Origin of the sequence: Streptomyces sp. SP17BM10, assembly GCF_036322405.1 — a bacterium.
GTDB lineage: Bacteria > Actinomycetota > Actinomycetes > Streptomycetales > Streptomycetaceae > Kitasatospora.
In genome coordinates this window covers 30096-43025 of sequence record NZ_JAQYXB010000556.1, presented here as the reverse complement: position 1 = coordinate 43025, position 12930 = coordinate 30096, and the positions used below count along the sequence as shown (strand labels likewise).

At 73.0% G+C, this 12930-nt stretch carries 10 protein-coding genes; 4 read left to right on the top strand and 6 right to left on the bottom strand.

Annotated features, from left to right (window positions below):
- Positions 1 to 27: 27 nt before the first annotated feature.
- The 3 genes from PUR71_RS14400 to PUR71_RS14390 all read right to left on the bottom strand — a co-directional run bounded on the left by PUR71_RS14400 (position 28) and on the right by PUR71_RS14390 (position 6198).
- The gene (locus PUR71_RS14400) at positions 28 to 1833 is read right to left on the bottom strand and encodes an ATP-binding SpoIIE family protein phosphatase (protein WP_329927370.1); all 1806 of its coding nucleotides are present in this window, start codon (positions 1831 to 1833) and stop codon (positions 28 to 30) included.
- Positions 1834 to 1938: 105 nt separating this feature from the next.
- The gene (locus tag PUR71_RS14395) at positions 1939 to 2670 is read right to left on the bottom strand and encodes a methyltransferase domain-containing protein (protein ID WP_443077448.1); all 732 of its coding nucleotides are present in this window, start codon (positions 2668 to 2670) and stop codon (positions 1939 to 1941) included.
- Between the two features lie 540 nt (positions 2671 to 3210).
- The gene (locus PUR71_RS14390; RefSeq protein WP_329927368.1) at positions 3211 to 6198 is read right to left on the bottom strand and encodes an AfsR/SARP family transcriptional regulator; all 2988 of its coding nucleotides are present in this window, start codon (positions 6196 to 6198) and stop codon (positions 3211 to 3213) included.
- A 218-nt stretch (positions 6199 to 6416) separates the two neighbouring features.
- Between PUR71_RS14390 and PUR71_RS14385 the strand changes: the two genes are divergently transcribed.
- Positions 6417 to 6671 (top strand): hypothetical protein, encoded by a 255-nt coding sequence (locus PUR71_RS14385; protein WP_329927367.1) that lies wholly within the window; start codon positions 6417 to 6419, stop codon positions 6669 to 6671.
- 104 nt (positions 6672 to 6775) lie between these two features.
- On the opposite strand, the gene PUR71_RS14380 is transcribed toward PUR71_RS14385, so the two are convergent.
- The gene (locus tag PUR71_RS14380; protein ID WP_329927366.1) at positions 6776 to 7225 is read right to left on the bottom strand and encodes a hypothetical protein; all 450 of its coding nucleotides are present in this window, start codon (positions 7223 to 7225) and stop codon (positions 6776 to 6778) included.
- A 166-nt stretch (positions 7226 to 7391) separates the two neighbouring features.
- Here PUR71_RS14380 and PUR71_RS14375 point away from each other — a divergent pair, with 166 nt between their 5' ends.
- Complete coding sequence (locus PUR71_RS14375) at positions 7392 to 8150, top strand: GntR family transcriptional regulator (RefSeq protein ID WP_329927365.1); 759 nt, start codon at positions 7392 to 7394, stop codon at positions 8148 to 8150.
- A gap of 142 nt (positions 8151 to 8292) precedes the next feature.
- On the opposite strand, the gene PUR71_RS14370 is transcribed toward PUR71_RS14375, so the two are convergent.
- A complete protein-coding gene (locus PUR71_RS14370; protein ID WP_329927364.1) occupies positions 8293 to 9960 on the bottom strand; it encodes a fumarate hydratase in 1668 nt (555 codons plus the stop codon).
- Between the two features lie 205 nt (positions 9961 to 10165).
- Between PUR71_RS14370 and PUR71_RS14365 the strand changes: the two genes are divergently transcribed.
- Together PUR71_RS14365 and PUR71_RS14360 are read left to right on the top strand one after the other, a co-directional pair.
- Positions 10166 to 10876: a DUF1707 SHOCT-like domain-containing protein gene (locus PUR71_RS14365; protein WP_443077447.1), complete on the top strand. Its 711-nt coding sequence runs from the start codon at positions 10166 to 10168 to the stop codon at positions 10874 to 10876.
- A 346-nt stretch (positions 10877 to 11222) separates the two neighbouring features.
- Positions 11223 to 11597, top strand: coding sequence for a WhiB family transcriptional regulator (locus PUR71_RS14360; protein ID WP_443077446.1), 375 nt, complete (start codon positions 11223 to 11225; stop codon positions 11595 to 11597).
- 99 nt (positions 11598 to 11696) lie between these two features.
- Here PUR71_RS14360 and glpX read toward each other — a convergent pair whose 3' ends face one another.
- A complete protein-coding gene (gene glpX, locus PUR71_RS14355; RefSeq protein WP_329927361.1) occupies positions 11697 to 12737 on the bottom strand; it encodes a class II fructose-bisphosphatase in 1041 nt (346 codons plus the stop codon).
- Between the last annotated feature and the right edge of the window lie 193 nt (positions 12738 to 12930).

The window sequence follows — 12930 nt, the reverse complement described above, 5'->3', positions numbered from 1 at the left end:
TACTGCACGGGTGTTCCGGCAGGCGCGCTACTGCGGCAGTCGCTGCTCGAACCAGACCACCTTGCCGGTGCCCAGCCGGGTCGCGCCCCAACGGTCGGCGCAGCGGGCCACTATCTGCAGCCCGCGCCCCCGTTCGTCCTCGGGGCCGGTCCGGCGGGGGCGGGGCAGCAGAGGACTGTCGTCGCCGACCTCGCAGCGCAGCCGGGTGGTGCGCACCAGGCTCAGGGTGACCGGCCGGGTCGCGTGCTGGACGGCGTTGGTGACGAGCTCGCTGACCATCAGTTCGGTCGCCTCGCTGAGCTCACCGAGGCCCCAGCGGCGCAGCGTGTGCGCGGCCAGCCGGCGGGCCCGGCCCGGCGTCTCGTTGCGCGGCTGGAGGTACCAGTGCGCGACGTCCCCGGCCGGGATGCCGTCGAAGCACGCGCCGAGCAGGGCGATGTCGTCGCCGCGGTCGCCCGGCGGCAGGATCCGCAGCGCCTCCTGGCACAGCTGCTCGGGAGCGTGCCAGGTGGAGCCGGCGATCTTCGCACGGAGCAGTTCGAGGCCGTCGCTGAGCGGGCGGCTGCGGGTCTCGACCAGGCCGTCGGTGAACAGCAGCAGGGCCGAGCCGGGCGGGGCGGGCAGCTCGACGGAGTTGAAGTCGACCCCGCCGACGCCGATCGGCGCCCCGGAGTCGAGCTCGACCAGTTCGGCCGTCCCGTCGGGGCGCACGAGCACCGGCGGGACGTGTCCGGCGTTGGCGATCACCACACGGTTGGCGATCGGGTCGTAGACCGCGTAGACGCAGGTGGCCAGGTGCTGTTCGCGGCCGAGCCGCTGGGCCTGTTCGTCGAGGTGGTAGAGCACCTCGTGGGGCGGCAGGTCGAGCGCGGCCAGGGTCTGCGCGCTGGTGCGGAGCTGGCCCATGATGGCGGCCGAGGTGAGCGAGTGGCCCATCACGTCGCCGACGATCAGGGCGACCCGGTTGCCGGGCAGCGGCACGGCGTCGTACCAGTCGCCGCCGACCTGGGCGCCGCGCTCGCCGGGCAGGTAGCGCTGGGCGAGGCGCACGCCGTGCGGCTGCGGGAGGCGCAACGGCAGCATGCTGCGCTGGAGTTCGTTGGCTATCTCCCACTCGCGGGCGTACCGCAGGGCGGTGTCGACGGCCAGTCCGGCCTGGGTGGCGAGGTGGGCCGCGGTCGCGGTGTCGGCGGCGTCGAACGCCGGGCGGCCGGTGCGTTCGGGGGGCCGGCGGATCAGCACCAGCAGACCGAGCACGGCCTTGCGCCCGCGCAGCGGCAGCGCGAGGACGGACGTGCCCTCGCCGAGCCGGGCCAGCCCTCGGGCGCCGTACAGCTCGCGCAGCAGCGACTCGGTGCGCTCGGCGGCGGGCGTGCCGATCACGGCGGCCTCGGCGGGGCGGCGGCTGAGCAGGGCGTGGGCGAGGGCGCCGCCGCGGGTCACCGGGGTGGCGGGGCCGCCGTCGGCGTTCGAGCGGGTGCCCCAGCGGGAGCGCCGACGGTCCTCCGCGCCGCTCGGGCGGCCGCGGCGCCCGATCCGGGTGCCGGTGCTGTAGTGGATCCGCAGCTCGTCGGGGAAGCCGGGTTCGCGCTCGACGTTGGGCAGCGGGTCGCGCAGGTGGACGACGGCGGCGTCCGCGAGGGCCGGGACCAGCACCCGGCCGATGTTGCGCAGCGTCGCGGCGAGGTCGAGGGCGCTGTTGATCCGACGGGTCGCCGAGTCGAGCCAGCCGAGGCGCCCGGCCACGTCGTCACGGCCGGCCACCGCGGGTGCGCTGCGCGGCTGGGGGAGGGCAGGCGGCTGTCCGGCCTCGGTGTTGAGCTGGTCGCGCACGGCTGCCTGTCCTGGGCTCGGGGTGGGCTCTGGGCTGTTCTCGCGGTGTTCTGCTTGCTGGTCGCTTCCGCTGCCGCGGCTGTCGGCGTGCTCGGGAGCCGCCGGTCAGCCGACGCGTCGACAGCAGAGGAACAGTTGCTCCTCCGGCGGCAGCGAGGTACTGGCCGGCGCGTACGGGTGCCCCGAACACTCCTCCACGGCGAATCCGGACACGACCAGAACCCGTTCCAGATCCTCCCGCAGATACCCGCTGATCCGCAGCTCTCTGCCGAGGAACGGAAGCGGAACGTGATCCAGGTCGGCCTCGACCATCCCGAGCGCCAGCAGCCCGCCGGGCCGCAGCAACGTGTGCAGACGGCCGAGAACGGTCGGGATCTCGTCCTGCGGCAGAAGGATCAGTGAGAAGAACGCGGTGACGGCGGCGAACCCACCGGCGCCCTGCGGCCCGAGGCCGGGCACGTTCCAGACCCGCCCGGCGCGCTCGGTGCCCAGGTCGTAGAGGTCGATCCGGTGGAAGACGGGCGGGTGCTCCCCCGGATGGTGCGCCTCAGCGGCCAGCGCGAGCATCACGTCCGAGAGGTCTGTCCCGGTGACCCGCAGCCCGCCCGCCGTCAGCTGGCGGACCGTCGGCTCCCCGGTGCCGCAGCCGACGTCGAGCACCCGGGCGCCCGGCTCCAGTTGCGCCAGCAGCCGCCGCCCGCAGGCGAGCTGTCCGTCCTTGGCCGGGAACGCCTCGCCGTACCCGGCGCCGATCGTGTCGAAGGCGACCGCCTGCAACGCCCGCACGGCCCGGCGCCGCCGGGCGTCGGGCTCGTCGTCACCCGCGTCCTCGCCGATGGGGAACGGGTCCGATATCTGTCCGGTCGTCACGATAGAGAGGCACCCTTCCACCCTGGCCTCCGCCAGCCTGGCCGGCCGCTGCCGGTGGCGGTGCGTCACGCTCCCCGCATCACACTGACGGACTGCACTCCGCACGCTGAAATCTGGGCATTCCGAACTTCTGGCACGTCGCCGGCAGACACTTGTGTGTGCACTGGCATCTGAGAATATGCGTGATCACACCGCCGTGGGGTCCCTTTCCGGCCAACTCGTCGTTCTTGGGCCGTTGTGGACGGTGTTGCGGAAGCACGACGGTGCGGGCCGGGGTGGTGCGCGCCGGTCCCGCACGCCGCGTGGCGCGCTGGGGGCGTGGGTGCTGACCTGCGGTTTTCACCGGTCCGCAGGCTGACAATCGGACGTTTATCGAACGTCAATCGGCGCGGTGCACAGTATGACCAGCGCCGGGGAAGCGTTGAGGGCGCTCCCGCAGCCGGGGGGCTGCGGGAGCGCCGAACGCAACGCGAATCGGGGGAGGCCCTCCGCTGGGGGGTGGAGGCCTCACGGCGCCTGGGGAGAGGAAGAGGCAGGCTCGGTGTGCTGCTGGGAGATGAGGTCCGCCACGGGGGAGGCCTCCGGCACACCGAGCCGCGTGAAGATCGCGTGCGCCTCCCGCAGACACGCCAGCCCGCGGGCCGGCTGCGCGAGCGCGAGCAGCGCCTCGCCGAGCGCGGCGTTGGCCAGGCCCTGGCAGTAGGCGCCGTCGATCTCCTGGGCGATCGCCAGCGACTCGCCCGCCGCCTCGGCCGCCTCGCCGGCCCGCTCGCTCGCCAGCAGGCTCTCCGAGAGCCGGGCCAGCGTGTAGCCCTCGCGCAGGCGGTTCTGCTGCTCCTGGTAGAGCTTGTGCGCCTCGCGGAGGTGCGAGACGGCCTCCGCCGGGGCGCCCGTGGACGACAGGACGACGCCGAGCTGGTACAGCGTGTCCGCGAGGCAGGCGCCGTTGGCGGACCGGCGCGCCGCCGCCACCGCCTCCTGGGCGGACTCGACGGCCTGCGCCGTCCGCCCGACGTCGAGCTGGGCCCGCGCGATGTTCCCGAGCAGTCGCGCCGCGCCGATCGGCGCCCCGACGACACGGCTGATGGACAGCGCCTGCGCGAAGAACGGCAGTGCCTCGACGCTGCGGTTGGCGAGGCTCAGGATGATGCCGAGGGTGTTGACCACCATCGAGCGCAGCACGGTGACGTCGTCGGGCCCCTGGAAGGACAGGCTCCGGCGCAACGAACGCTCGGCGTTCTGGAAGTTGTTGCCGTAGTACTCCAGGGTGCCCAGCGCGAAGTGGACCCGGGACAGGGCCTGGGTGTCCCCGTGCGCCTGGGCGTTGGAGTCGGCGATCTCCAGCAGGCGGCGGGCCCGGGCCGCGTGGGTCGGGTCCTCGACGATGCTGTTGAGCGCGATCAGCAGGTCCAGGGCGGGCCGCAGCAGCGCGGGCGGGCCGCCGAGGGCGGCCTCCACCGTGCTCAGCAGCATGCCGACCTCGGCGCGCAGCCACTGCTGGGCGCCGCCGGCGGCCCGCAGGTCCAGCCCGGGCGCGGTCAGTTCGTCCAGCGGCTCGGGCAGCTGGTCCTCGGGCTCGATCACCCGGGCCGCGTTGTGCATGGTCGGCAGCAGGTGCGCCAGCAGCCGCTGGACCGCCCGCTGCTGGTCCGCGGTGTCCGCGATCTTCTCGTTCTGCCGCTGGGCGTAGAGCCGCAGCAGGTCGTGGTAGCGGTAGCGGCCCGGCGTGAAGCACTCCAGCATGTTGGCCTCGACCAGCGCCTCCGCCAGGTCCTCGGCCCGGTGCTCGTCCTGGCCCAGCAGGGCGGCCACCGCGTCGAGCGGGAGGTCGGGCGAGTCCACGAGCGAGAGCAGGCGAAAGGCCCGGGCCTCGTCCGGCCGCAGCTGGTTGTACCCGAGCCCGATGGTGGTCTCCACGGCCAGGTTGCCGAGCTGGAGCTCGTCGAGCCGCCGACGCTGGTCCGCTAAGCGACGGGCGAGGTCCGACACGCTCCACCGGGGCCGGCTCGCCAGCCGGGCCGCGGCGATCCGCACGGCCAGCGGGAGGAAGCCGCACGCGGTGACGACGGCCAGCGAGGCCTCGGGCTCCTTGGCGACCCGCTGCTCCCCGACGATCGCCGAGAACAGCGCCAGCGCCTCCTCGGGAGTGAGCTCCTCGACGTCCACCAGGTGGGCGCCGGGGATCCCGGCCAGCCGGGAGCGGCTGGTCGCCAGCACGGCGGAGCCGGAGACCCCGGGGATCAGCGGCCGCAGCTGTTCGGCGTCCTGCGCGTTGTCGAGCAGGATCAGCATCCGCCGGGTGGCGAGCAGGGAGCGGTACAGCGCCGAGCGCTGCTCCAGGGAGTCGGGTACCTCGGCGACGCCGAGGGCGTGCAGGAAGTCGCCCAGCACGACCGCGGGATCGGCCGGCGAGGCGCCCGCGCCGCGCAGGTCGACGTACAGCTGGCCGTCCGGGAACTCGGCCCGCACGCTGTGCGCCACGTGGACGGCGAGCGTGGTCTTGCCCACGCCGCCGATGCCCGCGAGCGACGTGACCACGACGGCCTGGCCGGTGGCGCTCTGCAGCACCGCTCTGAGCTCGCCGACGAGATCCGAGCGGCCGCTGAAGTCCGATACGTCCGCCGGCAATTGGGCCGGTGCCGGGATGTGGGCGGAGGCGCCGTCGCGGGATCCGGTGCCCACCGGTCCGGCGAGCGCGGGCGGGGTCAGCGCGGGGTCGCCGGCGAGGATCCGGGCGTGCATGGAGGAGAGCCCGGCCCCGGGCTCGACGCCCAGCTCCTCGATCAGGAGCTTGCGCGTGTCGGTGTAGACGCCGAGCGCCTCGGCCTGCCGCCCGCAGCGGTAGAGCGCGAGCATCAGCAGTTCGCGCAGGCGCTCGCGCAGCGGGTGTTCGGCCGTCAGCGAGCTCAGCTCCGAGACGACCTCGGTGTGCAGGCCGATCTCCAGCGCGGCCGTGCAGCACTCCTCCCACACCGAGACGTGGCGCTCGGCGAGCCGCAGCCGCTGGGCCTCCGCGTACGGTCCGGGCACGCCGGCCAGCGGCCGTCCGCTCCACAGCGCGAGGGCCGAGCGCAGCAGCCGGTGCGCCTCGAACGGGTCCCCGTTCGCGCGGGCCGAGGTGGCCTCCGAGGCGGTGGCCTCGAAGACCGCGAGGTCGATGGCCTCCGGCGGGACGCGCAGTGCGTAGCCGTCGCTGACGGAGACGAGGATCTCGGCCGGCGCGCGCACCTCCCGGTGCGGCTCGATGACGGTGCGCAGGCGGGAGACGTAGGTGCGCAGCGCGGCGATGGCCTGCGGTGGCGGGCGCTCGCCCCAGATCCCGTCGACGAGGTCCTGGGTGGCGACCGGGCGGCCGCGCTGGAGCAGCAGCGAGGTCAGGACGGCCTGTTGCTGCGGGGAGCCGAGCGCCAGCGGGTGCCGGTCGCGCCACGCCTGCATCGGGCCGAGCACCTGGAAGCGCAGCGCGTCGCGGTGCGGCGATTCCTGAGGCTCCATGAAATTCTCCCGATGACCTGTGGCGGGTGCCATCGCCCGGGTGCCGGATGGTCCCGTCGCGGTCGCATCAGCTTAGGCGGACGGCTGTAAACGCTGGAGCGCGGTACCAGCGGCGCAGTGTTTATAGGACATTTAACGGCTCCTACGATACTGTCCGGGCGCCTGGGTCAAGCCGGTCGGGCGCGAGTGGATCCCGAAGACCTGAAAGGCACCAGCCCATGGCTGAGACTCACCCCACCTCCTCTCCCGCTCCGTCGACCGCCGCGGCGGTGGACCCGTCCGCGGCCGCCAAGCCCGCGGACGCGGCGGTCGCCGACGCGGCCGCCAACGTGGCCGGGTACATAGTTCCGGCGGACGAGAAGCACGCCGACCCTCAGGAGCTCATGGGCGGCGACGCCGTCGAGCCCGCGGGCGCCGAGACCGCGGACGGCAAGCCGTACGAGCCGCTCGGGGCCATCAACAGCCGTCCGTGACCGATCGGCGTTTCCGGGCCCGGTGCCGCACGAGTTCGCGCGGCACCGGGCCTTTGCATTTGTCTGCGGCACGTGCCGGCGGGGGCGGCGGCGCGCATTGGCCCTTATTGCGCCCGATTGCCGTTCTCGGTGACCCTGTGGGCCGATTCGCGCGCCGGGGCACGCAAAGTGACCGGGGATATCCGTAACGTGCCGGTCGGCGCCGTCGGCGTTTCCGGAATACCGGGTTCAGTGGGAACTCGCTGCGGCCCGAATTGTTGGTGTTTGCCATGATTCTGCCGGTATTCGCGGCGGCCTGCCGGGCGTCGGTGGCCGGATTTCACCGGGTCCGGATCGGGGTCGGGGCCGTCGCCGGTCGGGGTGGGGGCCGGGTCGGGGGCCGGGGTGACGTGGGTCGGGTCGGCGGTCCATTCGCGGCCGCCGGGCTCGGGGCGGAGGTAGTGCTCGCCGCCGATGGTGTCCATGTAGATGCCGGTGCGCCCGGTCCTCCGGTCGAGGACGCGGTCACCCACGTGCGGCCGGTAGGCGGCGGCGTTGCGCTGAAGGGGGTTCACCGCACTCTCCCTTGCTCTGTGGTCGCCGTCCGCGCGTCCGTGGCGACGCCCGGTGACTACCCAGCATCTCTAGAGAAGCTAATATCTCTAGAGATGTCAACGGTCGTATCTCCTTACTTGCGGCCGCGGGCGCGCCTACGATTTCCGAGAGGGAGAGGGAGCGGCGATGACCGGTAGCAGTGGCGACAAGCAGCCCAAGTACCAGCGGATCGCCGACACGCTCAGGGCGGCCATCGACGCCGGCGAGTACCGCGCGGGCGACCGGCTGCCCGGCGAGAACGACCTCATGGACGAGTACGGAGTCGCCCGGATGACGGCCCGCCAGGCCCTCGGGATGCTGCAGAGCGAGGGCATCGCCGAGGCCCGCCGGGGCGCCGGGGTGTTCGTCCGGGACTTCCGTCCGCTGCGCCGGCGCGGCATCCAGCGGCTCGCGCAGGGCCAGTGGGGTTCCGGGCGGTCGATATGGTCCGCGGACATCGACCGGCGCACCCTCGTCGTCGACCAGGTGTCGGTCACCGAGCGCGGCGCGCCCGAGCACGTGGCCCGCGTCCTCGGCGTCGACCCGGGCGAGCCGATGTGCGTGCGCCACCGCCGCTTCGTCCTGGACGGCAAGCCGGTGCTGCTGTCCACGTCCTACCTGCCGGCCGGCCTGGTCGCCGGCACGGCGATCACCCGCGAGGACACCGGCCCGGGCGGCACCTATGCCCGCCTGGCCGAGATCGGCGCGAAGCCCGTCCACTTCCGCGAGGAGGTGCGCTCGCGCATGCCGAGCGCCGAAGAGGGCGTGCGCCTGGAGCTCACCGCCGGCACCCCGGTGATCCTGATCTGCCGCACCGCCTTCGCCGACGAGGGCCAGGTCGTCGAGCTGAACGAGATGATCCTCGACGCCGCGTCCTACGTCCTGGAGTACGACTTCGACGCCTGACGCCCGCCCACGGCGCCGGGCACACTGCCGCCGGCAGCGGTACGGGTTCCCGGTGCCGGCCGCCACGCCGTTGCGAACGTCCGGACGCCACCGCCCCGGGCGCGGGGAGCGGCCGGGGCGGTGGGGTGGGAGCAGGGGAGGGCTACTCCTTCGAGCGGACCCGCAGGTTGGTGATCAGCGGGCCCTCGGTGGTCTCGCGGAAGAAGTCGTTGCCCTTGTCGTCGACGACGATGAAGGCCGGGAAGTCCTCGACCTCGATGCGCCAGACGGCCTCCATGCCGAGCTCGGCGTACTCCAGGACCTCGACCTTCTTGATGCAGTCCTGGGCGAGCCGGGCCGCCGGGCCGCCGATCGAGCCGAGGTAGAAGCCGCCGTGCGCGGCGCACGCGTCGGTGACCTGCTTGCTGCGGTTGCCCTTGGCGAGCATGACCATCGAGCCGCCGGCCGCCTGGAACTGGTCGACGTAGGAGTCCATCCGGCCGGCGGTGGTGGGGCCGAAGGAGCCGGAGGCGTAGCCCTCGGGGGTCTTGGCCGGGCCCGCGTAGTAGACCGGGTGGTCCTGCAGGTACTTGGGCATGCCCTCGCCGGCGTCCAGGCGCTCCTTGATCTTGGCGTGCGCGATGTCGCGGGCGACGACGAGCGTGCCGGTGAGCGAGAGGCGGGTCTTCACCGGGTACTTGGACAGCTCGCTGCGGATCGCGGACATCGGCTGGTTGAGGTCGACGCGCACCACGTCGTCGTCGAGGTGCTCGTCGGTGGTGTCCGGCAGGTACTTGGCCGGGTCCGTCTCCAACTGCTCGAGGAACACGCCCTCCGCGGTGATCTTGCCGAGCGCCTGGCGGTCGGCGGAGCAGGAGACGGCCATGGCGACCGGCAGCGAGGCACCGTGGCGCGGCAGGCGCACCACGCGCACGTCGTGGCAGAAGTACTTGCCGCCGAACTGCGCGCCGATGCCGATCTTCTGGGTCAGCTCGGTGACCTTCTGCTCCAGCTCCAGGTCGCGGAAGCCGTGGCCGGTCTTCGCGTCGCCGGAGGTCGGCAGGGTGTCGAGGTAGTGCGCGGAGGCGTACTTGGCGGTCTTGAGCGCGAACTCGGCGCTGGTGCCGCCGATCACGATGGCCAGGTGGTACGGCGGGCACGCGGCGGTGCCGAGCGAGCGGATCTTCTGCTCCAGGAACGAGAGCATGCTCGCCTCGTTCAGGATGGCCTTGGTCTCCTGGTACAGGTACGACTTGTTGGCGGAGCCGCCGCCCTTGGCCATGAACAGGAACTTGTACGCGTCGCCGTCGGTGGCGTACAGCTCGATCTGGGCCGGCAGGTTGTTGCCGGTGTTCTTCTCGTCCCACATGGTCACCGGGGCCATCTGGGAGTAGCGCAGGTTGAGCTTGGTGTACGCGTCGTACACGCCGCGCGCGATGGCGGACTCGTCGGCGCCGGAGGTGAGCACGTTCTGTCCGCGCTTGCCCATGACGATCGCGGTGCCGGTGTCCTGGCACATCGGCAGGATGCCGCCGGCCGAGATGTTGACGTTCTTCAGCAGGTCCAGCGCGACGAAGCGGTCGTTGGGGCTGGCCTGCGGGTCGTCCAGGATGCGGCGCAGCTGGGCGAGGTGCGCGGGGCGCAGGTAGTGCGAAATGTCGTGCATCGCCTCGGCGGTGAGCAGGCGCAGCGCCTCGGGCTCGACCTGGAGGAAGGTGCGGCCGCCGGCCTCGAAGGTGGAGACGCCCTCGGAGGTGAGCTTGCGGTACGGGGTCGGGTCAGCGCCCAGGGGGAGCAGGTCGCTGTACTCGAAGTCTGGCGTGGGAGCCATGGGGGCGGTCCTTAGGTTTCCAGTGATCCGGCTGCGTCGGCGAAGCACCATCCAGGGTATGACCCGGTGGGAGCGGGCACGCGGACAGGGCAGCCTGCGTGACCGGGCTCACTCGGGCAGCAGTGCGAGCGACTAGTCTTGGCCCGTGGACAACTCGCCGTCGCAGGACGATCAGGGGCAGCCGCCCGTCCCGGCGCCCGTGCCGATGACCAAGCCCGAGAACCATCCCGAACCGAAGCCGCAGGCCCGGCCGGCGCCGGAGCCCGCGCACGCCCCGGTGGCCGAGGCCGACCTGCGAGCCTCGGACGCCGACCGCGAGCGGGTGGCCGAGCTGCTGCGCGACGCCTACGCCGAGGGCCGGCTGGACGTCGACGAGCACGCCGAGCGCATCGAGGCCGCGTACGCGGCGAAGACCCTGGGCGAGCTGGCGCCGCTCACCCGCGACCTGCCCAGCCACCGTCCGCTCTCCTTCGAGAAGCCGCCGCTGGACGCCCCCGCCCGCCCGTCCGCCCCGGCGCAGCCGCCGGCCCGTCAGGAGGCGCCGCAGATGGTGGCGATCTTCGGCGGTTCGTCCCGCAAGGGCCGCTGGCGGGTCGGTTCGCACCTGAAGGCGGTCGCGGTCTTCGGCGGCGTGGAGATCGACCTGAGCGACGCCGTCTTCGAGTCGCCGGAGGTCGTCATCGACGTCCTGGCGCTGTTCGGCGGTGTCGAGGTCCGGGTGCCGGAGAATGTCAGCCTGCACGGCGGCGGCGTCGGCATCTTCGGTGGCTTCGACGTCAAGGAGCAGACGGCGGCGGACCCTTACGCCCCGGTGGTGCGGATCCGGGGCACGGCGGTGTTCGGCGGCTGCGACGCCAAGCCGCGCCGGGGCAAGAAGCTCAAGGAGTGGGTGCGCAAGCAACTCGGCGCCGAGTGACGATGGTTGGCCGGTGCCCGTCCGGCCGCCGACCGGCGCGTGATCCGTCGGTGCCCGGCCGTGGGAGCAACTCCCGGCCGGGCACTCGGCGTTGCGGCGAGTGCAGTGGGTAGTCGATTGCGTGCAGTGTGCATGAATCGCGGCCCGGCGGGGTATTCCCTCTCGCACATCGCTTCTTGATACGGCTGCGCACCGGGGGCGGCCAGCGGCCGGCCCGGGGGTGGAGAGCGGGGGCTCGCAGCCGGGCAGGGGAGCGAGCTTCCCCGTGTCCGAGAGTCTCGTCAGGAGTACGGCCGTGCTGCATCCGATCGAGTCCCGCACCACCTCGCCCGTCGCCGCCGCGCAGCTGTTGGAGCCCCGCCCCGACAGCCGCCCGCAGTCGCAGGGCTCACCGGCCGGCCAGGGCCCCCATGGGGAGGACAACCCCTGGCACACCGGCGCCGCGTGCCGCCGGGACGAGGTGGGGCTGTTCTTCGCGCCGTCCAAGGAGCCGACGGCGGCCCGGCTGTCGCGCGAGGACCAGGCGAAGCGGGTCTGCGCCCGCTGCCCGGTGCTGCTGGAGTGCCGTGAGCACGCGCTGGCGCAGCCGGAGCCGTACGGCGTCTGGGGTGGGCTCACGGCCGCCGAGCGGCGCGTGGTGCTGGCCCGGCGCCGCCGCCGGGAGTCGGAGCTGCGCGAGGCGGCCCGGGTGTCGGCGGGCCGCCAGCGGATAGCCGGCTGACGACCCCGGCGCGCGCACCGGAACGCACCGCGGCCCCGGCGGAGGGGGATTGCGCCGGGGCCGCGGTGCGTCGAGCTGTGAACTCCTGGTCGTGGAGCCTCAGTTGGCGCGGTCGAAGTCGATCGCGCTGTAGGCCCGCAGCTTGGACAGCTTGTGGGTGGAGTGGATCTCGCGGATGGTGCCGCTCTTGGAGCGCATCACCAGGGAGCTGGTGGTGGCGGTCTCCGAGCGGTAGTGCACGCCGCGCAGCAGCTCGCCGTCGGTGATGCCGGTCGCGACGAAGAACACGTTCTCGCCGCTGACCAGGTCGTCCGTGGTGAGCACCCGGTCGAGGTCGTGCCCGGCGTCGAGGGCCTTCTGCCGCTCGGCGTCGTCCTTGGGCCACAGGCGGCCCTGGATCACGCCGCCCATGCACTTCATCGCGCAGGCGGCGATGATGCCCTCGGGGGTGCCGCCGACGCCCATCAGCAGGTCGACGCCGGTGCCCTCGCGGGCGGCCATGATGGCGCCGGCCACGTCGCCGTCCGAGATGAACTTGATCCGGGCGCCCGCCTCGCGGATCTGGCGGACCAGTCCGTCGTGGCGGGGGCGGTCCAGGACGACGACCGTGACGTCCTCGACGGCGCTGCCCTTGGCCTTGGCGACCCGGCGGATGTTGACGGCCGGCGGGGCGGTGATGTCGACGAAGTCGGCGGCCTCCGGGCCGGCGACCAGCTTGTCCATGTAGAACACGGCGCTGGGGTCGAACATCGTGCCGCGGTCGGCGACCGCGAGCACCGCGACGGCGTTGTTCATGCCCTTGGCGGTGAGCGTCGTGCCGTCGACCGGGTCGACCGCGACGTCGCACTCGGCGCCGGTGCCGTCGCCGACCCGTTCGCCGTTGTAGAGCATGGGCGCCTCGTCCTTCTCGCCCTCGCCGATGACGACCACGCCGTTCATCGAGACGGTCGAGACGAGCGTGCGCATCGCCTTGACGGCTGCGCCGTCCGCGCCGTTCTTGTCGCCGCGGCCGACCCACCGGCCGGCGGCCATCGCCGCCGCCTCGGTGACCCGGACGAGCTCGAGCGCGAGGTTCCGGTCGGGGGCCTCGGGCGCGACCTCCAGGGAACTGGGAAGGTGGTGCGGGTACTGCGTGGTCATCGTCGTTACCTCTCTGTACGCGACGGCCAGTGAGCGCCCGACTACTGCCTGGTCGAACGCCGTGGTGAGGGTCCTGCGATCGTATCTGCCTTACAGATGACTGTCTGTGGCGCGGGTCGCCACGCTCGGCCCCGATCCCTCCCGGTAACCACCGAATCGTCCCGCTTCACCCGTACGCGGGCACCCCGGGTGA

What these genes read in the sequence shown, in the direction of transcription:
- glpX (WP_329927361.1), bottom strand. Translation starts at nt 12,737, where the DNA reads ATGACCACGCAGTACCCGCACCACCTTCCCAGTTCCCTGGAGGTCGCG.
- PUR71_RS14385 (WP_329927367.1), top strand. Translation starts at nt 6,417, where the DNA reads ATGGCTGAGACTCACCCCACCTCCTCTCCCGCTCCGTCGACCGCCGCG.
- PUR71_RS14390 (WP_329927368.1), bottom strand. Translation starts at nt 6,198, where the DNA reads ATGGAGCCTCAGGAATCGCCGCACCGCGACGCGCTGCGCTTCCAGGTG.
- PUR71_RS14375 (WP_329927365.1), top strand. Translation starts at nt 7,392, where the DNA reads ATGACCGGTAGCAGTGGCGACAAGCAGCCCAAGTACCAGCGGATCGCC.
- PUR71_RS14365 (WP_443077447.1), top strand. Translation starts at nt 10,166, where the DNA reads ATGACCAAGCCCGAGAACCATCCCGAACCGAAGCCGCAGGCCCGGCCG.
- PUR71_RS14370 (WP_329927364.1), bottom strand. Translation starts at nt 9,960, where the DNA reads ATGGCTCCCACGCCAGACTTCGAGTACAGCGACCTGCTCCCCCTGGGC.